This is a genomic window from Streptomyces sp. Inha503, assembly GCF_047215865.1.
GTDB lineage: Bacteria > Actinomycetota > Actinomycetes > Streptomycetales > Streptomycetaceae > Streptomyces > Streptomyces lycopersici.
On record NZ_CP178360.1, the window covers coordinates 3,686,733 to 3,710,997 of the forward strand.

At 71.0% G+C, this 24,265-nt stretch carries 21 protein-coding genes; 2 read left to right on the top strand and 19 right to left on the bottom strand.

Translation table 11 applies throughout. The features are described 5' to 3' along the window. The first annotated feature begins 1 nt into the window (after position 1). Positions 2-982, top strand: a complete 981-nt coding sequence (locus tag ACJX2R_RS15105) for an aldo/keto reductase (RefSeq protein ID WP_211834152.1) — start codon at positions 2-4, stop codon at positions 980-982. Positions 983-1,001: 19 nt separating this feature from the next. Here ACJX2R_RS15105 and ACJX2R_RS15110 read toward each other — a convergent pair whose 3' ends face one another. The 16 genes from ACJX2R_RS15110 to ACJX2R_RS15185 form a co-directional block, all read right to left on the bottom strand. Then, positions 1,002-2,447 (bottom strand): NCS2 family permease, encoded by a 1,446-nt coding sequence (locus tag ACJX2R_RS15110; protein WP_262702666.1) that lies wholly within the window; start codon positions 2,445-2,447, stop codon positions 1,002-1,004. 94 nt (positions 2,448-2,541) lie between these two features. Then, the gene (locus tag ACJX2R_RS15115; RefSeq protein ID WP_413100532.1) at positions 2,542-3,762 is read right to left on the bottom strand and encodes a right-handed parallel beta-helix repeat-containing protein; all 1,221 of its coding nucleotides are present in this window, start codon (positions 3,760-3,762) and stop codon (positions 2,542-2,544) included. Between the two features lie 213 nt (positions 3,763-3,975). Then, entirely contained in the window at positions 3,976-4,794 is an 819-nt protein-coding gene (locus ACJX2R_RS15120; RefSeq protein ID WP_413100533.1) for a polysaccharide deacetylase family protein, read from the bottom strand. Positions 4,795-4,991: 197 nt separating this feature from the next. Beyond that, positions 4,992-6,299 carry a pectate lyase family protein gene (locus ACJX2R_RS15125; RefSeq protein WP_413100534.1) on the bottom strand — a complete coding sequence of 436 codons (1,308 nt, stop codon included), beginning with the start codon at positions 6,297-6,299 and terminating at the stop codon, positions 4,992-4,994. Between the two features lie 49 nt (positions 6,300-6,348). Next, positions 6,349-7,188 (bottom strand): rhamnogalacturonan acetylesterase, encoded by an 840-nt coding sequence (locus ACJX2R_RS15130; protein WP_413105862.1) that lies wholly within the window; start codon positions 7,186-7,188, stop codon positions 6,349-6,351. A gap of 123 nt (positions 7,189-7,311) precedes the next feature. Next, a complete protein-coding gene (locus ACJX2R_RS15135; RefSeq protein ID WP_413100535.1) occupies positions 7,312-8,679 on the bottom strand; it encodes an ABC transporter substrate-binding protein in 1,368 nt (455 codons plus the stop codon). A gap of 71 nt (positions 8,680-8,750) precedes the next feature. Then, on the bottom strand, positions 8,751-9,623 hold the full coding sequence (locus ACJX2R_RS15140; protein WP_413100536.1) for a DUF6807 family protein: 873 nt from the start codon (positions 9,621-9,623) through the stop codon (positions 8,751-8,753). Then, positions 9,620-10,786, bottom strand: coding sequence for a Gfo/Idh/MocA family protein (locus tag ACJX2R_RS15145; protein ID WP_413100537.1), 1,167 nt, complete (start codon positions 10,784-10,786; stop codon positions 9,620-9,622). The genes ACJX2R_RS15140 and ACJX2R_RS15145 overlap by 4 nt, the downstream gene beginning before the upstream one ends. A gap of 297 nt (positions 10,787-11,083) precedes the next feature. Continuing rightward, positions 11,084-11,983, bottom strand: coding sequence for a carbohydrate ABC transporter permease (locus ACJX2R_RS15150; RefSeq protein ID WP_413100538.1), 900 nt, complete (start codon positions 11,981-11,983; stop codon positions 11,084-11,086). Further along, positions 11,980-12,906 (bottom strand): carbohydrate ABC transporter permease, encoded by a 927-nt coding sequence (locus tag ACJX2R_RS15155; RefSeq protein ID WP_262702674.1) that lies wholly within the window; start codon positions 12,904-12,906, stop codon positions 11,980-11,982. The genes ACJX2R_RS15150 and ACJX2R_RS15155 overlap by 4 nt, the downstream gene beginning before the upstream one ends. A gap of 129 nt (positions 12,907-13,035) precedes the next feature. Further along, positions 13,036-14,775 carry an L-arabinonate dehydratase gene (araD, locus tag ACJX2R_RS15160; protein WP_413100539.1) on the bottom strand — a complete coding sequence of 580 codons (1,740 nt, stop codon included), beginning with the start codon at positions 14,773-14,775 and terminating at the stop codon, positions 13,036-13,038. Next, the gene (locus ACJX2R_RS15165) at positions 14,772-15,674 is read right to left on the bottom strand and encodes a dihydrodipicolinate synthase family protein (protein WP_262702676.1); all 903 of its coding nucleotides are present in this window, start codon (positions 15,672-15,674) and stop codon (positions 14,772-14,774) included. The genes araD and ACJX2R_RS15165 overlap by 4 nt, the downstream gene beginning before the upstream one ends. Before the next feature lie 136 nt (positions 15,675-15,810). Continuing rightward, positions 15,811-16,449, bottom strand: coding sequence for a GntR family transcriptional regulator (locus ACJX2R_RS15170; protein WP_413100540.1), 639 nt, complete (start codon positions 16,447-16,449; stop codon positions 15,811-15,813). Positions 16,450-16,589: 140 nt separating this feature from the next. Then, positions 16,590-17,759, bottom strand: coding sequence for an MFS transporter (locus ACJX2R_RS15175; protein ID WP_413105863.1), 1,170 nt, complete (start codon positions 17,757-17,759; stop codon positions 16,590-16,592). Positions 17,760-17,901: 142 nt separating this feature from the next. Then, positions 17,902-19,101, bottom strand: a complete 1,200-nt coding sequence (locus ACJX2R_RS15180) for a hypothetical protein (RefSeq protein WP_413100541.1) — start codon at positions 19,099-19,101, stop codon at positions 17,902-17,904. Continuing rightward, complete coding sequence (locus ACJX2R_RS15185; protein ID WP_413100542.1) at positions 19,098-20,075, bottom strand: 5-dehydro-4-deoxyglucarate dehydratase; 978 nt, start codon at positions 20,073-20,075, stop codon at positions 19,098-19,100. The genes ACJX2R_RS15180 and ACJX2R_RS15185 overlap by 4 nt, the downstream gene beginning before the upstream one ends. 308 nt (positions 20,076-20,383) lie before the next feature. Here ACJX2R_RS15185 and ACJX2R_RS15190 point away from each other — a divergent pair, with 308 nt between their 5' ends. Beyond that, positions 20,384-21,193 carry an NAD-dependent epimerase/dehydratase family protein gene (locus ACJX2R_RS15190; protein ID WP_262702680.1) on the top strand — a complete coding sequence of 270 codons (810 nt, stop codon included), beginning with the start codon at positions 20,384-20,386 and terminating at the stop codon, positions 21,191-21,193. A 543-nt stretch (positions 21,194-21,736) separates the two neighbouring features. Here the strand turns inward: ACJX2R_RS15190 and ACJX2R_RS15195 are convergent. Genes ACJX2R_RS15195 through ACJX2R_RS15205 form a run of 3 tightly spaced genes read right to left on the bottom strand, consistent with a single transcriptional unit; the run spans position 21,737 to position 24,194 of the window. Further along, positions 21,737-22,306 (bottom strand): cysteine hydrolase family protein, encoded by a 570-nt coding sequence (locus ACJX2R_RS15195; RefSeq protein WP_413100543.1) that lies wholly within the window; start codon positions 22,304-22,306, stop codon positions 21,737-21,739. Between the two features lie 20 nt (positions 22,307-22,326). Beyond that, entirely contained in the window at positions 22,327-23,769 is a 1,443-nt protein-coding gene (locus ACJX2R_RS15200) for an MFS transporter (protein WP_413100544.1), read from the bottom strand. Continuing rightward, the gene (locus tag ACJX2R_RS15205) at positions 23,766-24,194 is read right to left on the bottom strand and encodes a MarR family winged helix-turn-helix transcriptional regulator (RefSeq protein WP_413105864.1); all 429 of its coding nucleotides are present in this window, start codon (positions 24,192-24,194) and stop codon (positions 23,766-23,768) included. The genes ACJX2R_RS15200 and ACJX2R_RS15205 overlap by 4 nt, the downstream gene beginning before the upstream one ends. Between the last annotated feature and the right edge of the window lie 71 nt (positions 24,195-24,265).

The following is a 24,265-nucleotide window of genomic DNA, read 5'->3' on the forward strand; positions in this document are numbered from 1 at the left end:
CATGGAGTACGTACGGCTGGGCACGTCGGGCGTCAAGGTGTCGCGGATCTGCCTGGGCATGATGAGCTACGGCAATCCCGAGCACCGGCCCTGGCAGCTGGACATCGACGACGCGCGGCCGATCGTGCGGCGCGCGGCCGAGGAGGGGGTGACCTTCTTCGACACCGCCGACATGTACTCGGTAGGCCGCAGCGAGGAGATCACCGGTGAGCTGCTGCGGGAGCTCTTCCCCAGCCGCGACGACTACGTCCTGGCCACGAAGGTCTACAACCCGATGGGCGAGGGGCCCAACGACCGCGGGCTCTCCCGCAAGCACATCATGGCGGGCATCGACGCCTCGCTGCGGCGGCTGGGCACCGACCATGTGGACCTCTACCAGATCCACCGCTTCGACCACGAGACGCCGCTCGAGGAGACGATGGAGGCGCTGCACGATGTGGTGAAGGCAGGAAAGGCCCGGTACATCGGCGCGTCCTCCATGTACGCCTGGCAGTTCGCCAAGGCCCAGCACATCGCCGAGGCGCACGGCTGGACCCGGTTCGTCTCGATGCAGAACCACTACAACCTGCTCTACCGCGAGGAGGAGCGGGAGATGAACCCGCTCTGCCTGGACCAGGGCGTGGGCGTCATCCCGTGGAGCCCGCTGGCGCGCGGGCTGCTGGCGGGCACGCGCGACCGGGACCGCACCGGGCAGACGGTCCGGGCGGGCAACGATCCGCTGGTGGAGAGGTGGTACGCGGACGCGGACTTCTCCATCGTGGACGCCACCCGCGCGATCGCCGAGGAGCGCGGGGTGTCCCCGGCGCAGGTCGCGCTGGCATGGCTGCTCAGCAGGCCCGCGGTCACCGCGCCGATCGTCGGGGCCACGAAGACCCGCCATCTGGAGGACGCGGTCGCGGCGGTCGGGCTGACGCTCGACGAGAAGGAGGTGGCCCGCCTGGAGGCCCCCTACCGCCCGCGCCCCATCATGGGCCACAGCTGACGGGGCGGGGCGTCGCGGGTCAGGTGAGCAGCTGCTCGAGGGGGTCGATCGCGAAGTAGACCACGAACAGCGCGGCCGTCCCCCACAGCAGCCAGTGCACCTCCCGCGCCTTGCCCAGCACGGTCTTGATCACCACATACGAGATGAACCCGGCGCCGATCCCGTTGGAGATGGAGTAGCTGAACGGCATCAGCGCGATGGTGAGGAACGCCGGGACGGCGATGTCGATCCGCTCCCAGTCGATGGACCGCACCTGGCTCATCAGCAGGAAGCCCACCGCGATCAGCGCCGGGGCGGCGGCCTGGGCGGGCACCACGGTGGCCAGCGGGGTCAGGAAGAGCGCGAGCCCGAACAGCGCCCCGGTGACCACGCTGGCGAACCCGGTGCGCGCGCCCTCGCCGACCCCGGCCGCGGACTCGATGTAGCTGGTGTTGGACGAGGCGGACGCGGCGCCGCCGAACGCGGCCGCCGCACCGTCGATCAGCAGCACCCGCCCCAGCCCCGGCACCCTGCCCTCGGCGTCCAGCAGCCCGGCCTCGTTGCTCACCCCGACGACCGTGCCCATGGTGTCGAAGAAGTCGGACAGGATGAGGGTGAAGATCAGCAGGACGATGGTGACCACACCGACCTGCTGGAACGCCCCGAAGAGGCTGAAGGAGCCGAGCAGTCCGAAGTCCGGGGTGTCGACGACGCTGTCGGGGAGGGTGGGCACGGTCAGCCCCCATGCCTCCGGCCGGATGTCGGCGATCTCGTTGATGACGATCGCGAGCACGGTCGAGACGACGATGCTGATCAGAAGGGCGCCCTTGGCCTTGCGCGCCATCAGCGCGATGGTCAGCAGCACCCCCACGCAGAAGACCACCACCGGCCAGCCGCTGAGCCGCCCGTCCGAGCCGAGCTGTACGGGCGTGGAGCCGGTGGGGCCCGGGATGCGGGAGACGAACCCGGCGTCGATGAAGCCGATGAAGGCGATGAACAGCCCGATCCCCACGCTGATGGCCTGCTTCAGCGGCTGCGGGATGGCGTGCATCACCGCCTCGCGCAGCCCGGTCACCACCAGCGCACAGATGATCAGGCCCTCCAGGACCACGAGGCCCATGGCGTCGGCCCAGCTCATCTGCGGGGCGATCTGGAAGGCGACGACGGCGTTGAGCCCGAGGCCCGCGGCGAGGGCGAGCGGCAGATTGCCGCCGATGCCCATGAGGACGGTCATCACGGCGGCCACCAGGGCGGTGGCGGTGGCGAGTTGGGTGCCGGAGAGCTGCTCGCCGAACTTGTCCTTCGCCCCGCCCAGGATGATCGGGTTCAGGACGAGGATGTACGCCATCGTGAAGAAGGTGGCGAACCCGCCCCGGACCTCCCGGCCGAGGGTGGAGCCCCGCTCGGATATTCGGAAGTAGCGGTCGAGCAGGGGGAGTCCGGGCAGTGGTGGGGCCGGGGCCTTGTCCGTGATCTGTCTCGCCATGGTCGCGCTCCTCGGGGGACGGCGGGCTGGTCGGCGGCGTGCCGGATCAGGGGATTGTGCCCGCCAGGAGCGCGATTCAGGTTTTCCCGGGGTTTCAGTTCATCGGCGAACCGATCTCGGTGCGGTCCATGACCACGAGGAAGCCGGTGAGCGGCAGCGAGCCGTTCGGCCGCCGGGGTCCGAAGGCCGTGGTGGGGTCGGTGGTGACCAGAGGCGGGGTGGTCCGGCGGCCCGGCGCCCAGTTGTTCTCCCGCGAGACGGCGAGGAGGCCTGTGTCGGCGCTGCCGCGGCCGTTGGAGAGCGCGAGGTTGCGGGTCAGCTTGGCGCGGGAGCCGGCGACGGCGTAGCCCTTGCCCCAGTTGTCGAAGGAGGTGGTGCGCTGGAGCCGGAGGGCCCCGGTGTTGCCGCCCGCGTCAAAGCCGCTCTTGGTGTTGGCCCAGGCGGCGGAGGACCGTACGAGATGGGCGGGCGAGGGGGCGTCACTGCGGTCGGAGCCGAGCTGGAAGCCGCTGCCGTCGCCCTTGAAGTAGGGGATGTGCCAGCGGTTCCGGCCGTTTCCGAAGGCCCAGGAGTGCTCGATGGTGACGGGGCTCGCCCACATCCACAGGTCGAGGCCGTCGTCGCTGTTGTGGAACAGCCGGGATCCGGTGACCACATTGCCCGAGCCGGAGCCGTGGGTGATGGCTATGCCGTCGGCCCGCTGGCCGCCGGTGGCGTCGTCGTGGTTGGCGTAGGAGTCGAGGTTCCGGATGACGTTGTCGTTGGTGTCGTCGCCGCGGAGGGTGAGCCCGGTGTCGCCGTTGCCGTGGGTGCTGAGGTCCTGGAAGACGTTGCGCGCGCAGGAGGTGCAGACCAGGCCGCCGCCCGGGGCGTTGCGCAGTTCGATGCCGGAGACCGTCCAGTAGTCGGCGCTGAGGGAGACCAGTGAGGAGCCCCGGCCCAGCCGGGAGCCGTCGAGCCGGACCTTCTCCGCTCGGTACGACCGCAGTTGGACGCGCTCGCGTGGGGTGCCGCTGATGGAGCTGCGCAGGGTTCTGGAGGGGTAGTACGTGCCGCCGCGGACCTCGATGGTGGTGCCGGCCTTGGCGGTGGAGAACGCCTTCTCCAGGCTTCGGTAGGGGGACTTGAGGGTGCCGGTGTTGCCGTCGCTGCCGTTGGTGGCCACATACAGAGTGGTGGGCACGGCGCTCGCGCCCTCCGGCGAAGCCGTCAGATACACCCCGGCCACGGCCGACGCCACGATCACGGCGCTGCCCAGCGGCAGCGTGCGATCCTTGCGACGGCGGTGACGGCCCCGTTTGCGTCTCAGCCCCATGGCAACTCCTGTTCCGCGTCGAGAGAACGGGCCGGAGGATCCGGACCGGCCCGCTCCATGTCGTAGTTGCCGCCACTCCAGATTAGGTTGCCGGGCTCCCGAGGATTCTTAGATTACGAAATCCCGATCGCATCGCGATAGCTTGCGACAACACTTGATCATTTTGTGGCCGAGGATGTTCGAACGCGACGGAGATCGTGTCGGTCTGTTGCCTCATGGGCGATAGACCTTGCCCGCTTCCGGGACGGCCGGGGCCATCAGCTGGGAGACCGTCACCACCGTGTAGCCCTCCTTCTTCAGCTTCGCCAGTATCCCCGGCACGGCCGGCACCGTGCCCTTGTAGATGTCGTGCAGCAGGATGATCCCGTCGCGCTTCGTCTGCTCCAGCACCCGCTTCTCGATCAGCGCGGAGTCGTTCGTCTGGTAGTCCTTCGCCGTCACGCTCCACAGCACCTGTGCCACGCCGAGCTCACGGCAGATCTTGGAGACCCGCTCGTCGGTACGCCCCTGCGGCGGGCGCATCAGCAGTGGCGTACGGCCGGTGAGCTTCTTGACGGCGGTCTGGACGCGGGTGATCTCCGTGCGGACCTCGTCGGAGTCGGTCTTGGTCAGGATCTTGTGCGACCAGGTGTGATTGGCCAGTTCATGTCCCTCGTCGGCGATACGGCGCACCAGGTCCGGGTGGCGGTCGATGTGCTTCCTGCCGAGCATGAAGAAGGTCGCGTGGGCCTTCTCATGCTTGAGGATCTTCAGCAGCCGGGGTGTGTTGCCGCTGGGGCCCGCGTCGAAGGTGAGGGCGACGCACTTGGCGACGGCGCAGTCGACCGAGCCGTTCGCCCCGTCGCCCTTCTTGAGCACGTCCGGCTTGGAGGCGGCTGGTGTCGAGCCGTCGGCGTCCGACGCCGCGTGCTCCCGGGCGCTGCGCGGCGAGGTGGTGTCGTACGACGCCCCGCAGCCGCTGAGGCCCAGCGTCAGGCAGACCGCACCGACGAGACTGACGCACAGCCCGGATATTCGACCTTTTCGCCCCATTGATGTCCCCGAAGTCCTCTTGTGGCCAATACTGGTCGCGATGCCGCCAACGCCTGCCTAAATACGTAAAGTTGGCGGCACGCAGTGAGAGCACTATACACAGCGCGTATACATGGAGTTCATAGTCGGTCGGGGAAAGGGAGGCCGGGCGGGGTCAGTAGCGCCCGGCCTCCCTGCTCCCGGGGGGTGGCGGGCCGTCAGAGCCGACGGCCCGCGCCCGCGCCCCCGTCCACGGCACCGGGCACCGCACGCGGCGCGTCGACCCGCGGGCGCAGCGTCGGCGTCCAGCCCGCGTCATCGCCCAACGTCTCCCCGGGGACGCCCGCGTTGTGGAGGGCGAGGAGGTCCGCCGGGCGACCGCCGAGGACGTTGTTCCGCGCGGTCAGCGCCGTACCTTTCCACTTCTTGATGATCTTCGCGGGGTCGACGGAGGAGGGCGTCGTGAAGGCGTTGGCCTCGGCGACGAGCTGGGACTCGACGCCCACGCCCCAGCTGTAGGCATATCCGCTCCTCGGCGCGACGAAGTGGTTGTTGTAGACGTCCACCTTGCCGAACCGCACCCGCGGCGCGCGCTCCACGATGTTCTTGAACAGGTTGTGGTGGAGGGTGACCCGGAGCCTGCCGCGGTCCGTCGCGCCCGCGCCGTCGCTGTTGCCGATCATCAGCGTCTTGTCGTGGTCGGCGAAGACGTTCCAGGACGCGGTGACGAGATCGGCGCCGCGCACCACGTCCAGCTCACCGTCGTGCTGCTGGTAGAGCCGGCCGTAGTAGCTGGGCTGGGCGCTGTCGGGGCGGCGGCCGTCGGTGAAGGTGTTGTGGTCGATCCAGACGTGGGTGGACCCGTACACCACCAGGTTGTCGTACTCGGAGTTCCAGTTGCCGTCGTCGCCGTCGGTCGGATCCCAGGCGGGGAAGCAGTCGAAGGCGTCCTCGAAGGTCAGGTTGCGGACGATGACGTTGTCCACGCCCCGGACCTGGAGGCTGGCCCCGAGCAGCTTGGCGTTCCGGCCGACCCCGAGGAGGGTGGTGTTGGAGCCCACCGTCAGTTCGACGCGCTCGTACTGGCGCGCGGCGGACGCGGCGCGGGCGTCCTCCTGGGGGCCGGACGGCGCTGCCTTGCCCCAGGTGGCGGGGTCGTAGGCCTTCAGGTAGGCGTCCAGGGAGTATCCGCCGGTCGCGTAGTCGGCGCAGGAGAGCGGCTTTCCGGCGTCGTCGGTGTTGGCGTCGATCGTTCCCTTGACGTAGATCAGCCTCGGGGTGGCGTCCCCGTCGCCGAGGGCCTTCACCAGCTCGGCCCGGTTGGTGACCGTGAAGGTGTGCGCCCGGTCGGCCTTGGCGCCACCGGTCGTACCGCCGTCGGCGGACGCCCAGCCGTCACCGGCCGGGAGGGCGGCACGGGCGGCGGCGGACGGGCCGTGCGCAGCGGCGGGGGTGGCGGCCAGCGCGCCGAGGGCGAGCGAGGCGCAGCCGAGCACGGCGGCCACGCGGGCATGACGTCTGAACATGACGGCTCCTGTGGGCGAAGAGGAGGGAAGGGGACTGCCGGATGAGGGACTACCAGGTGATCCAGCTGTCCGGGATCGCGGCGTCCAGCCGCCGCAGGTCGCGTGGCCGCAGCACGCGCCGGGCCGCCAGCTCGCGCGCGACGAGCCGGGCCACCTCGATCGCGCCGTGCGGCTGGAAGTGGGTGTTGTCCTGGCGGCCGGCCGGGTAGTTGGGCGACTCCCCCGGCTCCAGCCAGTTGAAGTAGCCCTGGGTGGCCTCGGGTCCGAGCCGCTGCCACAGCTCGATGCTGGACGCCTGCACGTCCAGGAGCGGCACTCCCTCGGCACGGGCGAGGCGGCGTACGGCGTCGGGGTACGCGCCGTGCGTGGGCTGGGCGTTGCCCGCCGCGTCGAACATGCGGCGCTCCACGGAGGTCAGCAGCACGGGGTGCGCGCCGCGCTCGCGCGCGCCGTCGAGGTAGAGCCGCAGGTACTTCGGATAGGTGGTCCGCGGATCGGTGCCGCGCGCCGGGTCCTCGGTCTTCTCGTCGTTGTGGCCGAACTGCACGAGGAGAAGATCGCCGGGGCGGATGGCGGCCAGGATGGGGGTGAGCAGGCCCTCGTCGTAGAAGCTCTTGGAACTGCGGCCGTTGACGGCGTGGTTGGCCACCGCGAACCGGTCGTCCCACAGGAAGACCGGCAGGGCCATCCCCCAGCCGGTCTCGGGGGCGGCCGAGGGGAGCTTGGTCGCGGCGGTGGAGTCGCCCGCGAGGTAGACGGTCGTACGGCGGCCGGGACGGGGACGAGGACGGCGACGTGCCTCGGCCGTGCCGGTGGCGGCGAAGGTGGCGGCGAAGGTGAGGGGCAGCGCGGCGAGGGAAGCGGCCGCGTGTCTGCGGGTCGGGGACACGGCGAGCGGATGCCTTTCGTCCGGGGAGCGGGGCGTGACGGGTGCCGGGACGGCCGCCGCTGTGGCGCGGCCGCCCCGATGCGCGCGGCTCATACGGATGTCCAGCCATGGCGGCCGGTCCGGCTAGCCCTGGTGCTTCTTCCAGTCCGCCTGTGCGGCGTTGAGCTCCTTCGCGACCTTGTCGCAGAACGCCTTGGCGGTCATCTTGCCGAGCAGCACCTTCTGGAAGCTGGGCTCGTTGTCGGCCTTGCTGATGTTGTTCCAGTCCGGGAGGTAGTACGGCAGCTGGACGACCTTGGTCCGCGGATCGTTGAGCGACTCCAGCGCGGCCTTGGTCGGCGGGGCCTTGGCGATCCAGTCGTCGTCCGCGGCGCCGACGTTGGCGGGAATGGCGCCGACGTCCTCGTTCCAGAGGCTGTTCATCTCCGGGGAGGCCGCGAACTCGATGAACTTCCAGGCCGCCGCCTTGTTCTTGCTCGCCTTGAACAGCCCGAGGCCGTCGACCGGGTTGGAGACGATGGTGCGCGCCGCGCCCTGCCGGGACGGCGGCAGCGGTATGCCCGCGATCTTGTCCTTGCCGAGCAGCCGTACGTGGTCGACATAGCTGCCGAGGTTGTGCTGGAGCATCCCGATGTCGCCCTGGTCGAACTGGGCGACCATCTTGGCGAAGTCGTTGTTGAGGTCCGCGGCGGGGGTGACCTTCTTGAAGAGGGCGATGTACTTCTCGAGTGCGGCGACGTTCCTGGGGTCGTTGAGGGTGGTCTTGTCGCCGTCCCCGTCGCCCTCGCCGTTCTCGCCTTTCCAGAAGGACGAGATGCCGGACTGGGCGTACATCATGTCCAGCGCCTGGGCGATCGAGCCCGCGCCGCCGCGCAGGGTGAAGCCGAACTTGTTCCGGCCCTTGTCGGTCAGTTCCTCGGCGGCCTTGTAGAAGTTGTCCCAGCTGTCGGGCGCGGGCAGCTTCGCCGCCTTGAAGAGGTCGGTGCGGTACCAGAGGGTGCCCTGGTTGGCGGAGGTCGGGACGGAGTACAGCTCCTTGTCGTCACCTCCCGCCGCGCGGACGCTCTCGACCATGTTCTTGATCAGCTTGCCCTTGAGGGCGCTGTCACCGATGCGGTCGGTCACGGGGTCGAGGGCGCCCTGGGCGACGAGATTGGCCAGATACGCGGTGCCCACGCCGCCGACGTCGGGCAGGCTGTCGCCGCCGCTCTGGATGGCGGTGTCGTACTTCGACTGCACGTTGGCGATCGGTATCGGGACGTACTTGACCGTGATGTCGGGGTACTTGTCCTCGAACTTGGCGATGATCTGCTTCCAGATCTTGGTGCGGGGGCCGCCGTTGTTGTCCCAGAAGGTGATGGTGCCCTTGCCGGAGCCTTCCTCGCCGGAGGTTGAGCCGTCGTCTCCGCAAGCGGTGACCGTCAGGGCGAGGGTTACGACTGCGGTTAGGGCTGCCGCGGTTCGGGGTGCTCTGCGGGTGCGTGGGTTCATGGGTAGTTGTCCGTCTCCTTTGTGGGTTTCCTTGCGGGTAGTGGTCGCTGGGGGCGCCCACAACGTGGTTCCTAGACCGCCGCTCCCTTGTCTGAGAGGTGGCTCGCCAGGCGGGCTGACTCCCGGTGGGTCAGGTGGGTGTCGGCTATCGCTGTGACTATGCGGCGGGTGACCGTGTCGGCCGGGGCTATGGGCAGGGGGCGCTGCCAGGTGAGGGCCGAGCCGGCGCCCGGGTGGTCGCCGGTGCGGACCCACCACGGGTCGGCCCGGGTGTCGCCGGTCGCGCCGACGAAGACCAGCGTCCAGTCGTCGGTGGCCAGCGCCAGCCAGTCCGCGGGCCGTCCGTGCACCGCCGCCTCGCCCTCGCCGTCGGCGCTGAAGACATGCGCGGGCTCGGGCCGCCGGGGGACGTGCCAGAAGAAGCCGCCCGCGTGGCCCGCCCCGCCGAGGGCGATCTCCTCGCCCGTCACATTGGTGAGGGCGGAGGTGAAGTCCAGCGCCCAGCACTCCGTTCCGAGGGACCGTACGGCCACCGTGCGCCGCTCCAGCAGCAGTTGCCGCCCACCGGCCGTCCACGACAGCTCTTGCACGAATCCGTCGGGGTCGCGCAGCAGCCAGCTCAGGTGGCGCTGGCCGCCGTGGTGGTCCCGTCGGCCGGGACCGCCCCGGAAGTTCCATCCGGCCACCTCCGGGATGGCCATGGACACCCCCATGCGGTCCGGGTCCTCGGCGGGCCGCAGCCCGGTGACGGTGACACCGCCGAGGGTGCGCACGGGGTGCAGATACGGGCGCGGCGCGACCGTGCCGGGCAGTTCGGGGCGGTGCACATACGTGCCGACGACCCGGTGCTCATGGCGCAGCAGGGTGCACGGGGGACGGCGGGTGAGGGAGGGAGTGAGCGGGTTGATCGGGGTCAGGGGGCTGGAGGGGGTCAGGGATGTCATGGGTGCGGGACCTCCGTGGGGGGAGCGGCCCAGGGGGCGCGCAGTTCGGAGTACAGGGCGAGGCGCTCGGCGCCGGCGGTGACCAGTCGGTCGATGCCGGTCACCACGCGCCGCTCGGCCGCTCGCGCGGTGACGCCCGCACCGGGCTCGGTGCGCCAGGCGTCGGCGGGCAGCGGGACCGGTGCGGGGGCGGTGCGGACCGCCTCGACCACGCGCATGAACGCGCCGGTGCGGTCCGGGGGAACGAGCAGTTCGGTGCCGTCGCGCAGATGCGCGACGAGGTTGTCCAGCAGATCGGTGCGCGCGTGATCGGTGGTCTCGGGCGGCGCCCCGTCGCTTTCGATACGGATCCGGTCGAGCTTGTACCAGAAGGTGATCCGGCCCCGTTCGCCGTGGATGGCCACATAGGGCTCACCGGGTTCCTCCGCGCACAGGGTGACGGCGGCGGCCACGGTGGTGCCGCGGCTGGTGCGGATCCGTACGCAGGAGGTGTCGTCGGCCTCGATGGCGTTGGCCCGGTACAGCTCCAGCTCGATACCGGCCACGTCCTCGGCCCGGTCGGCGTCGGCGAGGTGCAGGGCGGTGGCGATGGCGTGGGCGAGGGGGTTGGTGAGGACGCCATCCACGACGTCGCGGCCGTCGAGGGTGCGGTGTCCGGCCCAGGGGGCGCGGGTGTAGTAGTCCTCGTCGCGGGCCCATGCCCCGGCCGCGCCGATGCCGCGGATCGCCCCTATACGGCCGTCGGCGACGAGCTTCCGGATGGCGGGCAGGGCATGGGAGCCGAGCGACTGGAAGCCGATCTGGCAGGCGGTTCCGTGGCCGCGTAGTCCTTCGCTCAACCGGGTGAATTCGGCGTACGAGGGTGTGGGGGGCTTCTCCAGCAGAAGGTGCGCACCGCGTTCGGCGGCGGCGAGGGCGAGGTCGGCGTGGGTGTGGATCGGGGTGCAGATGACGGCGATCCGGGCGCCGGTGCGGGTCACGAGCGCGGCGAGGTCGGCGGACTGCTCGGGCTCGCCGAGCCCGTCGCCCAGCTCCTCCCGGGTGAGCGGCGCGAGTTCGCACACCCCGGCCAGCCGGACCTTTCCCTCGGCGGTCAGCCGCCGGATGTTGTCCAGATGCCAGCGGCCGTGGCCGCGGGCGCCCGCGAGGACGAGAGGTATCACTGGAATCCCCCTCTCTGGGGGCACACCATGCGCATCTTCGGACCTCCTTGTCCGCGATAGATGTGCTCCGCCCGGCCACCGCCGGGATGAGCGTCGGCGCGGCTTTCCCCTCCCCGCCCCTTCCCCCGCTACCAGGGGGTCTGGGGCGGAGCCCCACCTTCCGGCCCCTCCGGCAATTGAGGAGCGGGGTCTGGGGCGGAGCCCCAGTTGTGGGAAGGGGCGGGGAAGAGGGGGAAGCACCGATATGCGGCTCCGCCGCGGGGCCCGCCGCAGGCGCCAAGAACCGCCGGACGCCCCCTAACCCTTGACCGCCCCCGCGCTGAAGCCGGTGATCAGCCACTTCTGGATGAAGGCGAAGACGATGACGACGGGCACCGCGGCGATCACCCCGCCCGCCGCGAGCGCCCCCAGGTCGACGCTGTCCGCCCCGATGAGGGTGTTCAGGCCGACCGGGATCGTCTGCTTGTCCTGGGAGCTGAGGAACATCAGCGCGAACAGGAAGTGGTTCCAGCTGTGTACGAAGGCGAAGGAGCCGACCGCGATCAGCCCCGGGCGCAGCAGCGGCAGCACCACCGCGCAGAAGGCCCGGAAGCGGCCGCAGCCGTCCACCCACGCCTGCTCCTCGAGCGACACCGGCACGTTCTTGATGAAGCCGCTGATGAGGATGATCGACAGGGGCAGCTGGAAGACGGTCTCCGCGATGACCACGCTCCCCAGCGAGTTGATCATCTGGAGGTTCTTGAAGATCTCGAAGAGCGGCACCAGCATCAGCGCGCCCGGGATGAACTGCGAGGCCAGCAGCGCCAGCATGAAACCCTTTTTGATCCGGAAGTCGAACCGGGCCAGGGCATAGCCCCCGGCCAGCGCGACCACCGTCGTCATCACCAGCGAGGCGACGCCGACGATCATGCTGTTCTGGAAGAAGATCCCGAAGCTGCGTTCGTTCCAGACCTTCTGGAAGTGCTCACCGGTGATCGGCCAGGGCACCAGCGCGTTCGAGCCCGCGGGGCGCAGCGCGAACAGCAGCATCCAGTAGAAGGGGACGAGGGTGAACAGCAGATACAGGCCCAGCGGCAGATAGATCTGCCAGCGCGGCACGCCCTGGTCGGACCCGCGCCGGCGCCTCCCGCGAGCGGTGGGCGGCGGGGCGGCCGCGGCGGCGGGCAGGGTGCCCTGCTCGGCGAGTGCGGCGGTCACTTGGTCTCGCCTCCGAACTTGCTCAGGCGCAGATAGAGGATTGAGCAGAAGAGGAGGATCACGAAGGCGACGGTGGTCAGCGCGGAGGCGTAGCCGAAGTCATGGCCGTTGATCCCGGTGTTGGCGACGTACAGCGGAAGGGTGGTGGTCTGCCCGGCCGGTCCGCCGCCGGTGAGGGTGTAGAGCAGATCGACGTTGTTGAACTCCCAGACGCCGCGCAGCAGCGTGGACAGGACGATCGCGTCCTTCAGGTGCGGCAGGGTGATGTGGAGGAACCGTCGCGCCCGGCCGGCGCCGTCGACCGAGGCCGCCTCGTAGAGGTCCCTGGGGATGGACTGGAGGTCGGCGAGGAGGAGGATGGCGAAGAACGGGACGCCGCGCCAGAGTTCGGCGACGACGGCGGCCCAGAAGACGGTCCCGGTGTCGGAGAGCACCGAGGTGCCGTAGGTGCCGATCCCCGCGTCCGCGAGATAGCGGCTGATGCCGGTCGAGGGGTTGTAGAGCAGCATCCAGATGGTGGTGGTCAGCACCCCGGACACGGCCCAGGGCGAGAAGACCAGGGCGCGGGCGAGGCCGCGGCCGAGGAAGGTCTGGTTCACCAGCAGGGCGAGCGCGAGGCCGAGCAGGAGCTGTAACAGCACCTCGGTGACGACCCATTTGCCGCTGAAGACGAGGGTGTCCCAGAACTGCGGGTCGTCGGTGAAGATCCGGGTGAAGTTGTCCAGGCCCGCGTAGCCGTTCCGCCAGGGCTTGGTGACGTTGTAGTTCCGCAGGCTGTAGTAGAGGACGCTGAGCATCGGATAGGCGATGAAGCCCAGCATCAGCAGCCCGGCAGGGGCGATCAGCAGATACGGGAGGCGGCGGGCCGGGCCTCCCGTACGGCGCCGGGTGACCCGGGGTGGTTTCGCCACGGCGTGGGCCATGACTGCTTCTCCGTTCTCAACAGGTGCGGGGGCGGACGGTCATCAGGGGTCTGGTGAAGCGCTTCCGTGAAGCGCTTACCGAATATCGTTCGGTATCTCGTACAAAATTTTTTGCGCTGGGAGGCGGTGTCAGCCCGCGTAGGGTTCGGGCACCGCCCCCGGGCGGGCCAGGAAGCGGAAGTCGCAGCCGGTGTCGGCCTGGGTCATCTGGTCCTGGTAGAGCGCGCCGTAGCCGCGCTCATAGCGGGGCGGCGGGGCCGTCCACCGCGCCCTGCGCCGTTCCAGTTCGGCGTCGTCCACCTCCAGCCGCAGCATCCGCGCCGCGACGTCGAGGGTGATCGGATCGCCGTCGTGGACGAGGGCGAGCGGGCCGCCCACATACGACTCGGGCGCGATGTGCAGCACACAGGCCCCGTAACTTGTGCCGCTCATCCGGGCGTCGGAGATCCGCACCATGTCCCGCACCCCCTGCTTGAGCAGATGGTCGGGGATCGGCAGCATCCCGTACTCGGGCATTCCGGGGCCGCCCAGCGGACCCGCGTTGCGCAGCACCAGCACACTGTCCTCGGTGATGCCGAGACCGGGGTCGTTGATGGTGGCCTGCATCGTCCTGTAGTCGTCGAAGACCACGGCGGGACCGGTGTGTTCCAGCAGCCGGGGCTCGGCCGCGATGTGCTTGATGACCGCGCCGTCGGGGCACAGATTGCCGCGCAGCACCGCCACTCCGCCCTCCTCGGCCAGCGGGCGGTCACGGTCCCGGATCACCTCGGGGTTGTGCACCAGGGCGCCGTCGAGCTGTTCGCGCAGTGTGGGGTGGGCGACGGTGGGGCGGTCCAGGTGCAGGACGTCCGTCAGCCGGGAGAGGAAGCCCGGGAGCCCGCCCGCGAAGTGGAAGTCCTCCATCAAGTACCGGCCGCCGGGCCGCAGATCGGCCAGTACGGGGACGGTACGGGCGATCCGGTCGAAGTCGTCGAGGGTCAGCCGCACCCCGGACCGGCCCGCCATGGCGATCAGATGGATCACCGCGTTGGTGGAGCCGCCGAGGGCGAGCACGGCCGCGACCGCGTCCTCGTACGCCTCCCGGGTGAGCAGCTCCGAGAGCCTGAGGTCCTGCCAGACCAGCTCGACCACGCGTAACCCGGAGGCGGCCGCCATCCGGTCGTGCCCGGAGTCCACGGCCGGGATGGACGAGGCGCCGGGCACGGTCACGCCCATCGCCTCGGCGGCGGCCGTCAGCGTGGAGGCGGTGCCCATCGTCATGCAGTGGCCGGGCGAACGGGCCAGCCCCCGCTCCAGCTCGGAGATCTCGCAGTCGCCGATCAGCCCGGCCCGCTTGTCGTCCCAGTACTTCCACATGTCGGTGCCCGAACCCAGCACCTCGTCGCGCCAGTGCCCCGGCAGCATCGGCCCGGCCGGGACGAAGACCGCCGGGAGGTCGGCGCTGGCCGCGCCCATCAGCAGTGCCGGGGTGGACTTGTCGCAGCCGCCCAGCAGCACGGCGCCGTCGACCGGGTACGAGCGGAGCAGTTCCTCCGTCTCCATGGCGAGGAGGTTGCGGTAGAGCATGGGGGTGGGCTTCTGGAAGGTCTCGGAGAGCGTGGAGACCGGGAACTCCAGCGGGAAACCGCCCGCCTGCCAGACCCCGCGCTTGACCGCCTGGGCGCGGTCGCGAAGGTGCACATGGCAGGGGTTGATGTCGCTCCAGGTGTTGAGGATCGCGATGACCGGCTTGCCCAGGTGCTCCTCGGGAAGGTAGCCGAGCTGGCGGGTGCGGGCCCGGTGGCTGAAGGAGCGCAGGCCGTCGGTGCCGTACCACTGGTGGCTGCGCAGTTCCTCGGGGCGTTTGCGCGTTCTGCGTTGCGTACTCATACCGACCACCCCTCGACGATCGCGGCGACTTCCGCGCGCCTCGGCTCGGGCAGCGGCTTGCTGGGGGCGCGGACGTCGCGCCGGCATAAGCCCATCGCGGCAAGCGCTTCCTTGACCACCGTGACGTTGTTGGCGGACTGCCGCTCGGCCCTGAGGTCCTCGAACCGCCGGATCTGCTCCCACACCTTCATCGCCCCCGGGTAGTCCCCCGCGCGCAGCGCGCCCAGCATGTTGAGCGAGACGTTGGGGGCCACGTTGACCAGGCCCGAGGTGAAGCCGGTGGCGCCGACCGCCCAGTACGAGGGCGCGTACAGCTCGGCGAGCCCGGCCACCCAGACGAACCGGTCAAGACCGGCGTCGCGTGCCACGGCGGCGAAGCGGGTGGCGTCGTGGACCGCGTACTTGACCCCGATGACATTGGGGCACTCCTCGCCGAGCCGGGCGATCGCCGCGCCCTCGATGAGCGGATTGCGCAGATACGGCACCACGCCCAGCTCGGGGACGGCCTCGGCGATGGTGCGGTGGTAGTCGATCCAGCCGTCCTGGGCGACGTACGGATGCACCGGCTGATGGACCATCACCATGTCGGCCCCGGCCGCGCGGGCGTGCCGGGCGGCCTCGACCGCGGTGGCCGCGTCATGGCCGACCCCGACGAGGACGGCGGCCCGCCCGGCGGCCTCCTCGACGGTCAGCTCGGTGACCAGCCGCCGCTCTTCGAGGGTGAGGGCGTAGAACTCCCCGGTGTTGCCGTTCGGCGTGACGGCCTTGACCCCGCCGTCGAGGAGCCGGCGGAGCAGGGCCCGGTAGGCGGCGCGGTCCACGGCGCCCCCGGCGTCGTACGGGGTCACCGGGATCGCCACGACGTCCGCGAGCGCCGTCCTCAGCGGTGAGTAGTCCATACGAACCCTTTCTCTCGATGTTCGGCATCGGGACGAGCTGTTCGGATGGTGCTGCGTGCTGAGTGCTGCGTGCTGAGTGCTGCGTGCTGAGTGCTGCGTGCTGAGTGCTGGGGTCGGGGCCCGGGGCCGCCGGGTGCTACTCCCCGTCCGGGAAGGCGCGCCGGACGAAGGACGCGATGTGCTCGTGCAGTGCGCGGGCCGCCCCGTCGGCGTCGCCGTCGAGCGCGCGGGCCAGGATCTCCCGGTGCTCACGGGCCTCCCGCTCCCAGGAGGGCACCGCCTGCCAGGCGATGGCGGACACCAGCGCGGCCTGGTCCCGCAGTTCGTCGAGCATCCGGGTCAGCAGGGGGTTGCCGCAGGGCAGATAGAGCGCCCGGTGGAAGTCCCGGTTGGCGAGCGACCGCCCGGCCGGATCGGCGGCCGCGTCCGACCGCTCCAGCGCGGCCCCGGCGTCCTCAAGACCGGCCCGCGCCGCCACGGTCCGGCGCAGCGCCTCGGGCTCCAGGAGCAGCCGCACATCGTAGACGGAGTGCGCCATCGCGGTGTCCACGGTCCTGACCGTGGCCCCCTTGTACTCGCTCATCACCACGAGCCCCCGCCCCGCGAGCGTCTTGAGCGCCTCCCGCACGGGCGTCTTCGACACCCCGAACTGCGCGGCCAGCTCGGCCTCCACCAACGCCTGCCCGGGCCGCAGCCCCCCGGTGAGAATCGCGTGCTTGACCGCCTCCAGCACGTACTGGGTGCGGGAGGGGATCGGGCTCGGGGCGATGTCCATGGATACTCTCAGATCTCACATATCGCGTCTCATATATGACATACGAAGTACGACGCGATGAAGTTAGGGCGGTCCCGGGGGTTCGTCAACGGTTCTGACAAAAACTGTCCCAGAGCGCCAAGGCCGGGCGCGTCCCGCCCTCACGCCCGCTCGGGGGCGTCGACCGGGTGGGGGCGTTGGGCGATGGCTTCGGGGAGGGCGGGTTCGCGCAGGGGGCGGATGAGGAGGCAGCCGAGGGCGGGGAGGGCTATCAGGGGGGCCAGGGCGGTCTGGAGGGTGGTGGCGTCGGCCAGGGCGCCGATGAGGGGGCTGGCCAGGCCGCCGACGCTGACCGTCAGGCCCAGGGTGACCCCGCTGGCGGTGCCCACACGGCGGGGCAGGTAGTCCTGGCCGAGGGTGACGTGCAGGGAGAACGGCACATAGAGCCCGGCCGAGGCGAGGGCCACGCAGAGGTAGAGCGCCGGACCGGGGACGAGGACGACGCCCGCGACGGCGAGGACGGTCAGGGCGTACGACCACCGGACGACCGGGACACGGCCGTGGCGGGCGGCGAGTCCGCCGCCGGCCACCGTGCCCACCGCGCCCCCGGCGTAGAGCACGAACAGGGCGGCGGTACCGGCCAGTTCGCCTCCGCCCGCGCGCTCGCGCACGTACAGGGAGATGAACGCGCTCAGCCCGACGAAGACGATCGAGCGGCACATGATGGCGCCGGACAGCCGGAGGAAGGAGGGCCAGTCGTCCCGTCCCCCTCCCCCGCGGCTCGCCCGCGCGGGCCCGGCCGCCGCGCCCGGGGCCCTGAGCGCACGTAGCGCGGCCACGCACAGGGCGGCTCCGGCGACGGCGGGGACGGCCAGCAGCGGGGAGGCCCGCAGACCGCCGGTGGCGATGACGGCGGCGACCGCGAGCGGCGCGGCGGCGAAGCCGATGTTGCCGCCGAGGGAGAACCAGCTCATCGCGGTGTGGCTGCCCCGGCTGGCGAGCCGGGCCACCCGGGCGGACTCGGGGTGGTACGCGGCGACGCCGATGCCGGAGACGGCGATCACCGCCAGGGTCGCCGCATAGGAGCCGGTGACCCCGCTCAGCGCCACACCCGCCCCGCCCACCAGCGTGCTCACCGGCAGCAGCCACGGCATGGCCCACCGGTCGGTGAGCGCCCCGAACAGCGGCTGTACGACGGACGACAGCAGCGAGGCGGCCAGTACGACGCCGGAGGCGGCGGCGTAGCCGTAGGCCCGTTCCGAGACGAGGAACGGCACCAGCGCGGCCACCGCTCCCTGGTAGATGTCCACGCAGGCGTGTCCCAGGGACATCAGCGCGATGGGCCTGCGGGGTGAGGGGGTCCGTTTCGTCGACACCCTTTGATCGTGGCGATGCCACCGGGTGTCGCGCTTCCGATAATCCGCCGGGCCGTCCCGGAAACCCGCCAGCGGGCGACGGGTCCCCGAGCTCGGCTCAGCTCAGCTCGGCCAGGGCCGTGCGGACGGCCGCCAGATCCTGGTCCGAGGCCAGACCGGCGTGGTAGAGACGGAGCTCGTCCGCGCCCAGCTCCACCGCGTGGGCCGCGTCCTGGGCCAGCGTCGCCGGGCTGCCGCCCATCCCCGACACCACCGTGAAGTTGGCGGCGAGCACGGTCCGTTCGGTCCGGTACGGGACGAACGAGGGCAGGACCCCGGAGCGCGCTGCCTCGCCCCCCGTACACGGCAGTACGACCCCGTCGGCCTGGGCCAGCACATCGGCCGGGTCCACGCCCACGTTGGCGCCGAGCCGGTGCGGGGCCGGGTCGGCGTGCAGCAGAACCTGGAAGTCCCCGTCCGCCGCGGCCCTTACGGCGGCCACGGCCTCGCCCCGCAGCCCGCTCGCGATCCGGTCGCGCCAGGTGGCGAAGAGCGCGGCGTGGTCGGCGCCGAGCAGCTTCTCGACCTCGGCCCACTCCCCCGCGCGGTCACCGCCGTCCGCGGTGGTCTCGCCCGCCCACACCGGCCGCAGGGCGCGCACCACCAGCGCGCGCAGCTCCTCGGGGTCGGCGCCCAGCCCGGCGTAGCCCGCCTCGCAGCTCTCGCAGAAGCACAGCGACATCAAGTACTGGCCGGCGCCGCCCAGCGGCACCCCGCCGATCTTGTCGTGGGCGTGCAGATGCGCGAGTCCGTACCAGCCGCAGGACTCCAGCTCGGTGCCCCGGGCTCCGGGCCGTACGGCCGCCTCGGCGGCCAGGTCCACCAGATAGGCGCGCACCTCGGGGCGGGCGATGCAGGGCGCCCACGGGTAGCGGTCGCCATAGGCGTTGCGCACGGTGATCCGCGGATGCTCCTCGCCCAGCCGGGTGTTGTGCGCGAGCACCACCCAGGCGTGGACCTCGAGACCGGCGTCGGCCAGCGCGGCGGCCGCCTCCCCGTACGGATCGTCGCCGGGCACCCACGACTGCTCGTACGGCCGCAGCTCGCGCCCCTGCCAGCGCTCCGCGCTCGGCGGGTAGAGCACGGCCGCGTGGCGGGCGGTGACGATGCGGTGGCCGGGGTGGCGCGGGGTCAGGGCCCGGGTGGAGTGGTAGGCGGAGGCCAGCGTCACCTGCTGGACGCCGAGGTCGGCGATGCGGCGCGCGGCGTCCGGGTCGCCGACGACGTCCCAGGGGTAGACGAAGGCGGAAGCCTTCACCGCGCCTCCCCGTCCCCGGCCCCGTTCCCGTCCTTGTCCGCGTCCCCGTCCCCGACCAGCGCCATGCCGCGCTCGATCAGCTCGGCCAGCTCCTTGACGTGGGCGGGGTTGGGCTCGCTCAGCGGCGGCCGCACCTCACCGACGTCCAGCCCGCGCAGCCGGACTCCGGCCTTGACCAGCGACACCGCATAGCCGCGGCCCTGGTTGCGGAGCTCGACCAGCGGCCGGTAGAAGCCGTCCAGCAGCTTGTTGACGGTCTCGTCGTCGCCCGTCATGAGCGCCTTGTGGAAGGCGAGGGCGACCTCGGGAACGAAGCAGAAGACGGCGGAGGAGTAGAGCGTCACGCCGATGCCGCGGTAGGCGAGGCCGGTCAGCTCGGCGGTCGGCAGCCCGTTGAAGTACCGGAAGCCCTCGTCGGGGGCGTCCGCCCGCACGGCGCTCACGACGCGCTGCATCAGGTCGAGGTCGCCGATGCCGTCCTTGAGGCCGATGATGCCGGGCACCTTGGCGAGCCGGGCCACGGAGTCCGGGGCCAGGACGGCGTTGTCCCGCTGGTAGACGATGATGTCGAGGTCGGTCGCGCCCGCGAGGGCGCTGTAGTGGCGGATCAGCCCTTCCTGACCGGCCACGACCAGATACGGCGGCATGGCGAGCAGCCCGTCCGCGCCGGCCCGCTCGGCCAGCTTGGCGTACTGGATCGCCAGCGCGGTCCCATACCCGGCGCCCGCGACCACCGGCACCCGCCCGGCGGCCTCCTCCACGGCGACCACGACGCAGTCGTGGAACTCCTCCGGCGTCAGGGCGTGGAATTCGCCCGTGCCGCAGCACGCGAAGACGGCGCCCGCCCCCGCCTCGATCCCGGCGCGGATGTGCGCGCGGTAGATCTCCAGGTCCAGGGCGCCATCGGGACCGTAGGCGGTCACGGGGAAGAACAGCAGTCCGTCAAGGCGCTCGGCGAGTGAAGCTGAGGTCACGGGCTTCTCCCTGTCGTGTACACCGACCCGCCGTCACCCACCGACGCCGTGTGCACGTTTCTGATCGTCATCTACATTCGTGAACAAGTTCACCGTAAGGCAGCCATCGGCCGCCGGTCAAGGGCGCCAACCGGGTGACGCCACTCACCCGAAGGTGAATTCGCCGACATCGCGCCACCCTTGACGACCCATGCGTCGATCCTTACGGTGTCCATGAATCTGAACCACATACATGAATAAAAACCACATACGCAAGAGCCCTGCGCGACAACCCCATAACGCGATACCCCCACGGAGGAGATCCGCCCATGCCCGCTCCCCGCACCGTCCTCCTCACCGGCGCCGCCGGCGGCATGGGCACCCTGATGCGCGAGCTGCTGCCGCCGTACGGATACCAGCTGCGGCTGCTCGACCAGCTCCCCATCGAGGGCGAGCCGGACGCGATCACCGCGGATCTGTCCGACCGGGACGCCCTGCGCGAGGCCGTGCGGGGCGTTGACGCGATCATCCATCTCGCGGGCATCTCCCTGGAAGCCCCGTTCGAGAAGATCCTGCGGGCCAATATCGAGGGCACGTACAACGTGTACGAGGCGGCGCGCGAAGCGGGGGTCCGCCGGATCGTCTTCGCCTCCAGCAACCACGTCGTGGGCTTCACCCCGCGCCCGGTGGGGGACGACCCGCTCATCCCGCTCGACGCCCCGCGCCGCCCCGACACCTACTACGGGGTGTCGAAGGCGTTCGGCGAGGATCTGGCCGCGTTCTACTGGGACAAGCACGGCATCGAGACGGTCGCCATCCGCATCGGCTCCTGCTTCCCCGAGCCGACGACGGTCCGCATGCTGTCCATCTGGATGAGCCCGGCGGACGGCGCCCGGCTGCTCCACGCCGCCCTCACGGCGGAGAACGTGGGCTGCACGACGGTCTACGGCAGCTCGGCCAACACCCGCCTGTGGTGGGACCTCTCCTCGGCCCGCGCCCTGGGGTACGAGCCCCAGGACGACTCCGAGCCGTACGCCGCGAAGCTGATCGCCGAGCAGGGCGAGCTGGAGCCGGGCAACCCGGACCATGACCACCTCGGCGGGGCGTTCTGCACCAACCCGCCGATCTGGCCGCGTTGAGGCTCCCCCTCCCGGGGGCCGGGCCACACCGAGGTTTTCGGGCGAGCCCTTGTGCGCAGGGGCGCCGCTTACCGAAGCGAGGTGGTTTTGAGCATGGGGGCGGAGGTGGGGGGCGGGGCGCCGCCGCCGACCGCCGGACCGGTGGGGTGTTGGCGGTCGTGGCGGCTCAGCGACGTGGGAGGAGCGGCTCTCTGTCCGGAGTGCGGACCGGCGGGGCCCAGGACGGCCCCTCCGGGTACCCCCGCAAAAAACGCTTGATCTGAAGCAACTAATTTGTCAAGCAATTTCGAGAGGGGTACCCCCCGGGGCCATCCGGAAGACGGTCCGACCCCGGCCCCGATCGACCCGCCAGTCCGGCAACGACCCCTGCCCCCCGAGCACGGAGGCCGCCACCGGGCCCCGCCCCCACCGGCCCGGCGCCCGGCGACGAGGGCCGGGCCCCCACCCGCCGACCCATGCTCAAATGCGCCGAAGGCGCGAAACGGCGCCGCACCCGACCGAGCCGACCAGCCCAACGCCACGTCCGCGCCCACCCGGAGCCGCTCAACCCCCCGCCTTGGCCCACTCCTCCACCGTCATGACCTCGGCCTGCGACGGAAACACCTTCTCGATGAGCAGTCGGTGGACCTCCGGGTCCGGGTCGTAGCAGGCGTCGGACAGCACCGTGAGCCGGAAGTCCAGGTCGGCGGCCTGGCGCAGGGTGGACAGAACGACGCCGCCGGTCGCGACGCCGGTCAGGACGAGATGGGTGATGTCGCCGGACCGCAGCACCACGTCCAGGTCGCTGCCGGCGAAGGCGCTGACCCGCCGCTTGGTGACCACGACCTCGTCCGGCCGGGGCGCCACACCGGCATGGATGGCGATCTTGGGGTCGTCCTCGGTGTAGAGACCCGGCGGCAGGGAGCCGACGATCTTGTTGCGGGCCGAGGCCTCGGGGCGGCCGGAGCGGAAGCCGACGACGACGTACACGACGGGGATTCCGGCGTTGCGGGCCGCGTCGACCGCACGGCTCACGCGCGGCACATAGCCGGGTTCCTGGACGCGGGCCACGATGCCCTCCTGGACGTCCATCACGAGCAGAGCCGTCTTGTCCGCGTTCATGTCCGCGTTCATGTTCACGTTCATGTCCAAGTTCACGAAGCCTTTCGCTGCGTCGATTGTTGTGCGGAAGAGGAATCGTCGGAACCGATACGGGCCAGCGAGCGGTCCATGAGCGTCAGCGCCAGGCACAGGCCGGTGATGGCGAGCGTGAACCAGGCCAGGCCGTGCAGCCCGCCGGTGTCGGCGCGGGCGCCGAAGAAGGCGCCGTTGGCGCTGGAGGCGACGATCGCGCCGAGGTAGAAGAAGGTGCGGAGCAGCCCCGCCGAAGAGCCCATCCGCTCCGGATCGGCCTGGTGGTACACCGCGTTCTGGAGCGCGAGGTTGATCAGCCCCTGCGGTACGCCGAAGACGATCCCCACCACGATCAGCAGCCATATCGCGCTGTGCGGCTGGAGCGGGAGCAGCAGGGCGCAGGCGACGATCTGCCCTACGGTCCCCACCAGCAGCTTGCCGCGCACGGCGGCGCGGCGGCCGGTAGCGGTGGACACCGCGATACCGGTCAGGAACAGGGGCAGTTGGGCGAGCCCCGCCTGTGAGGCCGTCAGTCCCCGGCCGTCCTGGAGCCACTGGGTGTAGCCGTACAGGAAGACATACGAGACGACGGAGACGAGGAGCGCGCGGGCGTAGGTGAGCAGCAGGGGCAGATTGCCGCCGAACACCCGCAGGTCGATGAACGGTTCGGCCGCCCGCAGCTCCCGCACCGCGAACCCGGCCGCCGCCACCGCCATCAGCACCGGCAGATACCACCGGCCGGCTCGCGGCTCCATCAGGAACAGCAGCAGCGAGACGAGCATCGCGGCGAACAGCCCCATGCCGATCAGATCCAGCCGGACGCGCTCGCCGGTGCGCTCGGCCGGGGGCCGCTCCTTCGGCAGGCGCCGGACGCCGAGGATCAGACCGGCCGCCGCCAGCGGGATGTTGACGGCGAACGTGCTGCGCCAGCCGCCCAGCCCGATCAGCAGTCCGCCCAGGGGCGGTCCGATGACCGCGATGGTCTGGCTGGCGACCGCGAGCATAGCGAGGATCCCGGCGGGGCTCTCCTGACCGGTCCGCCGGGCCTCCCCGCGGATGAGGTACATCGAGGCCGGATAGCCCGCGCAGGTGCCGAACCCGAGCACCACCCGCGCGACGATCAGCGTCCCCAGGTTCGGGGCGAGCAGACCGATCAGCCCCGCGATCCCGGTCAGGGCCGCCCCGGCGAGGAAGAGGCGGCGCGGCCCGTAGAGGTCGATCAGCCGGCCCATGACCGGCTGGCCTATCGAGGTGGCCAGATAGAGCGCGGAGACCAGCCAGGCCGTCTGCGACGGCGGCGCCCCGAACGCGGCGCCGATCGGCACCAACGACACGGAGATGATGGAGGAGTTGACCGGGTTCAGTACCGAACCCAGCATCATCGGCGCGAGCAGCCTCCGGTCGAAGGCGCTCCCCGCGTCCGCCCTGCCCTTTCCCCTTCGCCGCGTCAGCCGCTCGATCATGCGCGGCTGAGCCGGTCCAGCAGGGCCAGCGCCTCGAGGATGGTCTCCCGTTCCGCTTCCGTATAGCCGCTCTCCAGGGCCCGGGCGAGCCATTCCTCGCCCGCCCGCCGCTTGTCGTCGAGGAACGCGCCGCCGGTCTCGCTCACCGAGACCAGCTGCCGCCGCCCGTCGCCGGGGTCGGGGCGCCGCTGGATCAGCCCGCGCTCGTCCAGCGCGGCGAGCGTGGCCGCCATCGACTGCGGCCGTACGCGCTCGGCCGCCGCCAGCGCGCTGGCCGAGGCGGGTCCCTCCTTGCTGAGCCGGCTGAGCGCCGACGTCTGAGAGGGGGTGAGTTCCTCGAGGTCGTACGACTCCTTGATCCGCCGCCGCAGCCGGCCGACGACCACACGGATCTCATGCGCGGCGCGCACGGCGGACGCGGACATGCCGCCAGGGGTCTCTGCCATGCCCCGCACGATATTTCCTTCAGTCCAGGCTGTCCAGTTCAAACTGAGCA